The 7,744-nt window shown below is 39.7% G+C and carries 5 protein-coding genes and 1 pseudogene; 2 read left to right on the top strand and 4 right to left on the bottom strand.

Annotated features, from left to right (window positions below):
* Positions 1–1,157: 1,157 nt before the first annotated feature.
* From ACFIK0_RS02395 to fumC, 4 genes and pseudogenes are all read right to left on the bottom strand, one after another.
* A complete protein-coding gene (locus ACFIK0_RS02395; RefSeq protein ID WP_375660629.1) occupies positions 1,158–2,045 on the bottom strand; it encodes an outer membrane protein in 888 nt (295 codons plus the stop codon).
* A gap of 646 nt (positions 2,046–2,691) precedes the next feature.
* Positions 2,692–2,907: pseudogene (locus ACFIK0_RS02390) on the bottom strand (lyase family protein); the annotation flags it as partial.
* A gap of 978 nt (positions 2,908–3,885) precedes the next feature.
* The gene (locus tag ACFIK0_RS02385) at positions 3,886–4,107 is read right to left on the bottom strand and encodes a hypothetical protein (protein ID WP_375663417.1); all 222 of its coding nucleotides are present in this window, start codon (positions 4,105–4,107) and stop codon (positions 3,886–3,888) included.
* 133 nt (positions 4,108–4,240) lie between these two features.
* Positions 4,241–5,629, bottom strand: a complete 1,389-nt coding sequence (gene fumC, locus ACFIK0_RS02380) for a class II fumarate hydratase (RefSeq protein WP_375630964.1) — start codon at positions 5,627–5,629, stop codon at positions 4,241–4,243.
* Positions 5,630–5,856: 227 nt separating this feature from the next.
* Between fumC and groES the strand changes: the two genes are divergently transcribed.
* Both groES and groL read left to right on the top strand, forming a co-directional pair.
* On the top strand, positions 5,857–6,153 hold the full coding sequence (groES, locus tag ACFIK0_RS02375) for a co-chaperone GroES (protein WP_005774667.1): 297 nt from the start codon (positions 5,857–5,859) through the stop codon (positions 6,151–6,153).
* Positions 6,154–6,211: 58 nt separating this feature from the next.
* On the top strand, positions 6,212–7,744 hold a 1,533-nt coding region (gene groL / locus ACFIK0_RS02370; RefSeq protein WP_375663416.1), incomplete at its 3' end, for a chaperonin GroEL.

Below are 7,744 nucleotides of genomic sequence, written 5' to 3'. Positions count from 1 at the left end.
GTGTGTTTGGTTTGAAGCGTTGTCGTATGACATGAGGGGCGTGATCGCCAAAAAGATATGTGAGCAACAAAAGCATGAGGCAATGCGTAATCTCCACTCTTTAAAAGACAGAGTTTTAGAGGTTTAAAAAATAGTGCTTTAGAGGCTTTATAGATTTTATATTCTTGTAGGTGCTTTCGCAAAATGGGCTTGAGGGTTTTGAGAGATGTTTCTTTAAAACACGCATGTGAGTTGGCAACCAAAGTGTCTTGAATTTGAGTGTGTTTGGTTTGAAGCGTTGTCGTATGACATGAGGGGCGTGATCGCCAAAAAGATATGTGAGCAACAAAAGCATGGGGTAGTGCGTAATCTCCACTCTTTAAAAGACAGAGTTTTAGAGGTTTAAAAAATAGTGCTTCAGAGGCTTTTGAAAGTTGTAAAGCAGAGGGAAATGGTAAGGTTGGAAATTGGTTTTTTACCTTGACAACTTCATGTTCTCTCCAAATGAAGCTGTCTCCCCGTTACAGAAATTACATAAACAGAAAACCGCAATATCCTTTCTCCACTCTGGCATACAATAGCTGTAAAATACGGTCGTTTGAAGTGTGGTAATATAGGGCATACTTCCTTGAAACGTTACAGTATTTTTTCGCTGTGTGTTGAATATTCTTCAGTGTGTTTGTCTTGCTTTAGGCTTAAGGGCATTCCATGAGGAGGAGCCCAGAGAAGCTCGCCCAAGATCCCCTTAAGAGTCCCCAAGAGTTTTTGTGCTTTTATAAACGGACATGGTGTTTTAAAATGGGTGTTTAAAAATGGGTTTTTAGAATCTTTATCCTTTAAGAGCGGGGAGGCCAAGTCAACATCATCCTATAAAACTGCAATTGATGCACAATATCCATATTTCTTTTAAAGAAATATCTCTTAAATACCGGCTCTCATTTATTTTACGATGGCGCCCAGTGGTATGGTGGTAAAGCTTTTATATATTCCCAATGCACGACATGAAAGGCTGAGAGGATAGAAGCTTGCTTTAAGAGAGGGAGAGGTTGGATTGTTTCGTGATTATTTGTTTACAGTTTAGTACTGGTTTTTAGAATCTACGTCTTTTTAGTGCAAAGGGGCATTAAAAAACCCCGTTTTTAACAGGGTTTTTTAATCGTTCAATTTTTCTACAAAACTTAGAATTTATAAGCGATACCAAAGCGAACATCATGCGTTTGAGAAGAGATTTTAAGGTTATCGTTTGCAAATTTCTTTTTAAAAAAATCTGAATAACGATATTCTGTACGCATGATGATATTATCTGTCATTGCAAGATCAAAACCACCACCAACAGTGTAACCAAACATTGTTTTTGTCTCATCTAACACATTGCCAGAAGCAAAAATTGTCGAATCTTCTTGCGATTTTGATAAAAGTGACATGATATATTGCATCTGTCTATAGGCTATACCCCCTGCAATATAAGGCATAAGACGGTGGGAAGCAAAACCAATACGCGCGCGCGCGGCACCAGACCATGTTTCTTTCAATGTTACACCGCTAACAACAATGTCACCATGGTTGGGTATCGTTTCATCCTGAGCGGCAGGTTTTATGATAGGAATTCCAGCTTCTTCAAAGGCAATGTTAATGGAGTCTAATTTATCTAGAATTTTCTTTCCATTGTCTGTTTGGGTACTTTTCTTCCCAGACCAAACCATGTCCGTATCAAAACCGAAAACAAGATCTCCCAGATCAATATTAGAACCTGCATACAAACCTGCTCTCAATCCTGATAGTTTCGGTGATAAATCTCTATCAACCAAAGCCCATTTTCCGTCCCTAGCTTCTTGTGCGTAATTTAGAGTATTTTTATTGGAAAAATATCCAATTTGTCCTCCAAAATAAAAACCAGACCAAGAAAAAGGCGCAGAAACAGTAACCGGTGAAATACGTGATGATGAATCATTTTGCAATGAAACCTTCGGTTTTGATTGCTCAAAGATTACCGTATCTGCTGCTTGCGCTGTTGAAGCGGTAATGAAAGTGAAAATAGATAGTGCAATTAAACATTTTGTTTTCATAAAAACGTCCCCAATTCATTTAAAATACAAAGCGCATTATACACGAATTGGTTAAAGAAATCTATATTTAATATCATTATGAAAATTAAAATACTCAAAAACTCTATAATTATCTATATTTAAGTGTTCTTAAAACTTGTTTTCATGCTATTATCCCGCGTTTGTATTGATTTTTCAGGATTTTTTTATATACGCCTCTTCAGTGTTCTCTGTGTTTTAGAAAAAAATATAATATAGTAAACAGGCTTTTTATTTGTTTAAAAAATATTATTTTATATATATTAAAATCACTTTTTGTTATTAAGTGTTAAATATATTATCCACTATGATTGATATCAAAGTGCTTAATATTCAATTGGTCGTAAAAAATGCATATTGGCACCATCATATTCTTTATCGTATTCTTTGCTTGTTTCTGATATTGCGTAGCTTTGTATGGCGATAGCCTTTTGAGCACTTAAGGGGATGAGCGACTTTATTTCTTTTTTATCTATACGCTACTTTTTCTTATGACAATCCAAGCGAATAGTTTTGATTGATTGAATGGAATACGAAGAATAAGAAGGAGCAAAGGGCGAGAATCTCAAGTTTCAAGAGGTTTCTCATGTGCCATGTAAAACGATAAACTTTCCGTTCGCTTAAAGACGGAACGTGGATGAGAGCCTAAAAACTGAATGTCGTTGGCTATTTTAAAGAGATTAGCGCGTGCATTCAGGTTTTTGTGGAAATGGGTGAGGGCGCCATAAGGGGCAAATGCCTCAAATTTCTTGCGAGCTGTCAAGGATATCCCGTCAGAGAGTGAATTGTTTCAGCAAAGGTCAAAACCTTTCAGTGCATCGAATTTTGTTCCAACAGCTGTTCCTCTATTGAGCACCTCTTTTCCGCTTCATAAAGGAGACATTTTTCAATGTTTCTAAATCCATTTCACGACGGTGGCTCGTGAATGGTATAACGATAAATCTATTGAGCACCTATCTTCACGCTTCATAGAGGAGACATTTTTCAATGTTTCTAAACCCATTTCACGACGGTGGCTCGTGAATGGTATAACGATAAATCTATTGAGCACCTCTTTTCCACTTCATAAAGGAGACATTTTTCAATGTTTCTAAATCCATTTCACGACGGTGGCTCGTGAATGGTATAACGATAAATCTATTGAGCACCCATCTTCACGCTTCATAGAGGAGACATTTTTCAATGTTCCTAAACCCATTTCACGACGGTGGCTCGTGAATGATATAATGATAAATCTATTGAGCACCTCTTTTCCACTTCATAGAGGAGCAAGTCGGTGCCATTACTATATTTGCCAGTTCGTGGGTGTTGTGACAGTCCTCTTTCAATGTTCCTAAACCCATTTCACGACGGTGGCTCGTGAATGATATAATGATAAATCTATTGAGCACCTCTTTTCCACTTCATAGAGGAGCAAGTCGGTGCCATTACTATATTTGCCAGTTCGTGGGTGTTGTGACAGTCCTCTCCACAATGTTGTGACAGGCCCCTTTGGCCGTTGTGACAGTTCTTGGCACTTGAGGTGGTTCATTAGAGGTGTTTTTCCTTATCTTATACAATTTCTATCCATACATTCATTCCGTTTGTGATGTGCTAGTCAGTGATTTTGATTGATGCAACATGGGACAGATTTAAAATGAGAAAATCTTACGGTATTTAGGATTCTCATTCAATATGGATAACGCTAGATTATTATTATAAATCAATACATTATCTCATTGAGATAAGAGTTATCTACCCAATGTTATCAATAATGATAACATTGTAAGCGTAACTACTATGAATTCATTAATCTTTTTTACTTCGATTGAAATTATGTCTATTAATACTGATTTTTTTGAGCTAATTCTTTTTGGTTGATAGCTAATTGATTTTTAAAATCAAGACGTGAAGCTAGAATGAAAAACACCTTACGGTCATATCCATTTAAATCACTTTCTGCCAGTATAGCCATTGGGTGTTGAGCCATGACTATCCATTTCTTTCCAAAACCGTTGTGCCTTTTAAGTACAATATAAGCAACATAAGCAACAAAACCACCCATAGCATAAATGCGGACCAGAGCCTAAAATGAACGCTGTGGGTAATGGTTATCGGTCATCATCGGGGTGTTTACACCCCGATCTTTTGACAGAACGATTTGTTTTAAGACGTTTGCATCTTTTTTAGTGGGTTGTTTATTGGGGAGCAATCATCTTTTTGGGATCAACTAATCGGTCATAATCCTCTACAAAAACGCCTGCTTTTAATGCTTCGGTGCGCAAAGTTGTATCATTTTTATGCGCTGCTTTGGCAATTTCAGCAGCTCTTTCATAGCCAATTTCTGGTGCTAGAGCTGTGACTAACATGAGTGAGCGCTCCATGAGCGAGTGAATATGAACGCGATTGGCCCGTAATCCTTGGATGCAATGCATATCAAAAGAACGCATGCAATCACCAAGAAGGGTAATTGATTGTAAAACGTTATAGCCAATAACAGGTTTATAAACGTTGAGTTCAAAATGTCCTTGGCTTGCGGCAAAGGTTACGCTGGTGTGATTACCAAAAACTTGGCATGCGACCATGGTTAAGGCTTCACATTGTGTGGGGTTGACTTTGCCGGGCATAATAGAAGATCCGGGTTCATTTTCAGGAAGACTGAGTTCCCCTAAACCAGAACGTGGACCAGAGCCTAAAAACCGAATGTCATTGGCAATTTTAAACAGATCAGCAGCGAGAGCATTCAAGCTTCCGTGGAAATGCGCAAGGGCGCCATGATGGGCAAGTGCTTCAAATTTATTGCTGGCAGTTTGGAACGTTACTCCTGTGAGAGTGCTCACTGTTTGCGCAAAAGCAACGTCAAAACCTTTTGGCGCATTCAGCCCTGTGCCAACAGCCGTGCCACCTTGAGCAAGCATGTGGACATCGGTTAGAGCATTTTCAATGCGCTGACGATTGGCTTCTAATGCGGCACGATAGCCTGAAAACTCTTGCCCTAAGGTTAAAGGTGTTGCATCTTGCGTGTGGGTGCGACCGATTTTAATGATGTCTGCAAATTCTTGCTCTTTTTGTTTTAATGTCGCAATAAGAGCTTCAAGGATTGGCAATAAGTGTTGGCGTGTTTGCAACGTGGTGGCAATGTGAAGCGCCGTGGGAAAGGAATCGTTCGATGATTGGCTCATATTGACATGGTCATTGGGATGAACTGGTTTTTTGCTTCCAAGTTTTCCTCCCAAAATCTTACTAGCACGATTAGCAATGACTTCATTGACATTCATATTGCTTTGTGTGCCAGAACCTGTTTGCCAGACGGACAGTGGAAAATGCTTATCAAAATCGCCAGCAAGCACTTCATCAGCGGCGGCAATAATTGCTTTCCCAATATTTTCTGGTAGTTTTCCTTTGCCCATGTTTACAATCGCTGCTGCTTTTTTGACAAGGACTAAGGCATAGATGATGGCAAGAGGCTGCTTTTCACTGCCAATATTAAAATTATGCAGAGAACGTTCAGTTTGTGCGCCCCAATAACGATCTTGACGTACCGAAATCGTTCCAAAGCTATCCGTTTCCTGACGTGTTTCAACCATGATAAGATCCTTTTTTGTTCACGGGTTCTCAAAAAAGATAGATAACGCGAAAGTGCAATAAGAGGCAAGACTTTGAAGCTTCATTTAGAGAAATTATTTTTATGGCTATTCTTGACATTGAGAGATGCCGATTTTATATCTAACACATGCTAGCACTCGTAGTTTGAGAGTGCTAGCAAGAACTTTTAAGATTAATGCAATTATGTTCAGTTTTAAGGATTTAAAACATGGCTAATATACAATTCCGCCCACTTCACGATCGTGTCGTTGTCCGTCGGGTTGAATCTGAAAATAAAACGGCTGGTGGGATTATCATCCCTGATACAGCAAAAGAAAAACCCCAAGAAGGCGAAGTGATTGCTGTTGGCAATGGCGCTCTCGATGATAACGGAAAGCGCGTGCCTTTAGAAGTCAAAACAGGAGACCGTATTTTGTTTGGAAAATGGTCTGGAACTGAAGTCAAGATTAATGGGGAAGATCTCCTCATCATGAAAGAATCTGACATTATGGGAATTATGGGCTAATTGAAGCACTTAGTTTTTCATTGTGTACTATTTTGAGAAAACTCCAAGGAGAAATTAAATGGCTGCTAAAGAAGTCAAATTTGGCCGTGAAGCGCGTGAGCGTTTGTTGCGCGGTGTCGACATCCTTGCTAATGCTGTTAAGGTGACACTCGGCCCTAAAGGTCGCAATGTGGTGATTGATAAATCATTCGGTGCACCTCGCATCACAAAAGATGGTGTATCCGTTGCAAAGGAAATCGAACTGGAAGATAAGTTCGAAAATATGGGTGCACAAATGTTGCGCGAAGTTGCTTCTAAAACCAATGATATCGCTGGTGATGGAACAACAACAGCAACTGTTTTAGGACAAGCTATTGTGCAAGAAGGTGTTAAAGCTGTTGCTGCAGGCATGAACCCAATGGATTTGAAGCGTGGGATTGATGCTGCTGTTGAAGAAGTGGTGGCAAACCTCTTCAAAAAAGCAAAAAAAATTCAAACTTCAGCAGAAATTGCACAGGTGGGAACAATTTCCGCTAATGGCGCTGCTGAAATCGGTAAAATGATCGCTGATGCTATGGAAAAAGTGGGCAATGAAGGCGTCATTACCGTGGAAGAAGCTAAAACCGCTGAAACGGAATTAGAAGTCGTTGAAGGAATGCAATTTGACCGTGGGTATCTTTCCCCTTATTTTGTCACAAATGCTGAGAAAATGGTCGCTGATCTTGATGATCCTTACATTCTCATTCACGAAAAGAAATTGTCTAATTTGCAATCTCTTCTTCCTGTGCTTGAAGCTGTTGTGCAATCTGGAAAACCACTTCTCATTATCGCTGAAGATGTGGAAGGTGAAGCTTTGGCAACGCTCGTTGTTAACAAATTACGTGGTGGTTTGAAAATTGCTGCTGTAAAAGCTCCTGGATTTGGTGACCGTCGTAAAGCAATGTTAGAAGATATCGCTATCTTGACATCTGGACAGGTTATTTCTGAAGATGTGGGCATTAAACTTGAAAATGTCACTTTGGATATGCTTGGACGTGCAAAGAAAGTGAATATTTCTAAAGAAAACACCACCATTATTGATGGTGCTGGACAAAAGAGCGAAATTACTGCTCGCGTCAATCAAATCAAGGCTCAGATTGAAGAAACAACTTCTGACTATGACCGTGAAAAATTGCAAGAAAGACTTGCTAAACTCGCTGGTGGTGTTGCTGTTATCCGTGTGGGTGGTGCAACAGAAGTTGAAGTGAAAGAAAAGAAAGACCGTGTTGATGATGCTTTGAATGCAACACGTGCTGCTGTTGAAGAAGGTATTGTTGCTGGTGGTGGTACCGCATTGTTGCGTGCAGCAAATGCGTTGACCGTTAAGGGAAGTAATCCTGACCAAGAAGCTGGTATTAGTATCGTTCGTCGTGCTCTACAAGCACCAGCGCGCCAGATTGCAAGCAATGCTGGTGAAGAAGCCGCTATTATTGTGGGCAAAGTGCTGGAAAATAATGCTGACACTTATGGTTATAATACCGCCACGGGTGAATTTGGTGATTTGATTGCTTTGGGAATTGTTGATCCTGTGAAAGTTGTGCGTTCTGCTCTTCAGAATGCGGCTTCAATTGCG

Source organism: Bartonella sp. CL63NXGY (assembly GCF_042194905.1).
Lineage (GTDB): Bacteria > Pseudomonadota > Alphaproteobacteria > Rhizobiales > Rhizobiaceae > Bartonella.
The sequence above is the reverse complement of the archived record's forward strand: the minus strand, read 5'-3'. Positions and strand labels throughout refer to the sequence as shown.

Excerpts from the sequence above, each read along its gene's own strand:
- ACFIK0_RS02395 (WP_375660629.1), bottom strand. The coding sequence starts at position 2,045 with ATGAAAACAAAATGTTTAATTGCACTATCTATTTTCACTTTCATTACC.
- ACFIK0_RS02385 (WP_375663417.1), bottom strand. The coding sequence starts at position 4,107 with ATGGGTGGTTTTGTTGCTTATGTTGCTTATATTGTACTTAAAAGGCAC.
- fumC (WP_375630964.1), bottom strand. The coding sequence starts at position 5,629 with ATGGTTGAAACACGTCAGGAAACGGATAGCTTTGGAACGATTTCGGTA.
- groES (WP_005774667.1), top strand. The coding sequence starts at position 5,857 with ATGGCTAATATACAATTCCGCCCACTTCACGATCGTGTCGTTGTCCGT.